Consider the following 1,642-nt stretch of genomic DNA (forward strand, 5'->3'; position numbering starts at 1 on the left):
GGCGGCGGTGATCGCCTGGAGCGCCGCGCGGGTCTTCAGCCCGGCGAGGAACACCGCGTCCACGCCGCAATCGGCATAGGCGGCGAGGCGCAGCGCCGCGTCCTCCGGCCCGGTGATGGCGCAGGCGCCGGTGCGCGCGACGATCACCAGGGACGGGTCGGTGCGGGCGGCGACGGCTGCGCGCATCTTGCCGATGCCCTCGGCGAGCGGGATCAGGCTCGGGCCGCCGACGCCGTGGGGCGCGGGGAGCGCCGTGTCCTCGATCGTCAGCGCGGCGACGCCCGCCGCCTCCAGCTCGGCCACCGCGCGCATGACGCCGAGGGCGTTGCCGTAGCCGTGATCGGCATCGACCAGCAGCGGCGGGGCGCCCGCGCGGGTGATGCGCCGCGCGAGGTCGGCGAACTCCGTCAGGCTGAGCAGCATCCGGTCCGGCGCGCCGAGCACGACATGCGCCGCGACCGAGCCCGCGAGCATGGCGCAGGGGAAGCCGAGATCGGCGGCGATGCGCGCCGAGAGCGGGTCATAGACCGAGGCGGGGGCGAGGCAGCCCTCCCCGGCCAGAAGGCCGCGGAAGCGGGCACGCCGGTCGGCAGCGGTCATCGGATGCTCTCCTGTCGGGTGGGGGGGCGATACTACGTGGCCCGCGCCGGCGACAGGCGCGCTATGGTTGCCCGGCAGGCGCGAAGGACGACGGACGGGCACGGACCCAAGCGATGCCCGGCGCCGCGCGGGGGTGGACGCCATGATCTACTGTCCGGCTTGCGGCCAGCAGATGCGCGACGCGGCGCTGTCCTGCCCGGTCTGCGGGCGGGCGATCCAGACGGCGCAGCCCTATGTGGCGAGCGACTGGTTCAGCCTCGACGGGCGGATCGGGCGGCGGGCGTTCTGGCTGTGGTACGCGCTGCCGCTGACGGCCGGCGGTCTCGTCGCGGGCGGACTGGACTGGTGGCTTGGCCGCCATCACGTCGTGGACACGATCTATACGGCGGCGACGCTGTGGCCGTCGCTCGCCGCCTCGGTCAAGCGGCTGCACGACCGCGACCGGTCGGGCTGGTATCAGCTGTTCTACCTGATCCCGGTGTTCGGCTGGGTGTGGCTGGCGGTCGAACTCGGCTTCCTGCGCGGCACGCACGGGCCGAACCGCTTTGGACCCGATCCGCTGGGGCCTGATCCGGTGGCGCCCGATCCGGCCGGGACCGATAAAATGGGACCCGACGCGCCGGGCGCCGGGCCGGCGGTGGCCGGCTGAAAGCGCAGGGCGGGCGGGGTCAGGAGCCGCCGAGATGCGCGTGCAGGAAGGCGCGCGCCGCCGCCTCGGCCGCGTGGTCGGCCGCCGGGTCGTAGGCGATCTGGTGGCCGGCGACGAGATGCGCCGGTCCCGCGCGGTCGAAGCCGTGTCCGGCACCGGGATAGACGTCGATGTCGGCCGTGTGCCCCTGTTTCGTCACGCCCCGCACCCAGTCCTCGCAGCGTGCCGCGCGGGTCCAGTCGTCGGCGGCGCCGATCAGCACCAGCGTGTCGGTCACCAGCGGCGCGGCGGGCGGGTTGCACGCCGGGTAGAAGGCGATCGCGGCGGCGAAGGGCGGCTGTTGCGCGGCGGCCGGCGCGTCGGCCAGCACGGCGCGCAGCACCGCCCAGCCGC

The 1,642-nt window shown here is 75.3% G+C and carries 3 protein-coding genes; 1 reads left to right on the forward strand and 2 read right to left on the reverse strand.

Translation table 11 applies throughout. The annotated features are described in order from the left end of the window. Positions 1-600, reverse strand: a 600-nt coding sequence (locus B8460_RS11730) for an isocitrate lyase/PEP mutase family protein (protein ID WP_048861785.1), incomplete at its 3' end; no start/stop codon positions are given. A 142-nt stretch (positions 601-742) separates the two neighbouring features. Here B8460_RS11730 and B8460_RS11735 point away from each other — a divergent pair. Then, positions 743-1,249 carry a DUF805 domain-containing protein gene (locus tag B8460_RS11735; RefSeq protein ID WP_048861786.1) on the forward strand — a complete coding sequence of 169 codons (507 nt, stop codon included), beginning with the start codon at positions 743-745 and terminating at the stop codon, positions 1,247-1,249. Positions 1,250-1,268: 19 nt separating this feature from the next. Here the strand turns inward: B8460_RS11735 and B8460_RS11740 are convergent. Continuing rightward, on the reverse strand, positions 1,269-1,642 hold a 374-nt coding region (locus tag B8460_RS11740; protein ID WP_048861787.1), incomplete at its 5' end, for a dienelactone hydrolase family protein.

Source organism: Acidisphaera rubrifaciens HS-AP3, from assembly GCF_000964365.1.
Taxonomy (GTDB): domain Bacteria; phylum Pseudomonadota; class Alphaproteobacteria; order Acetobacterales; family Acetobacteraceae; genus Acidisphaera; species Acidisphaera rubrifaciens.

Coding starts and splice junctions, on each gene's coding strand:
- B8460_RS11735 (WP_048861786.1), top strand. CDS start 743: ATGATCTACTGTCCGGCTTGCGGCCAGCAGATGCGCGACGCGGCGCTG.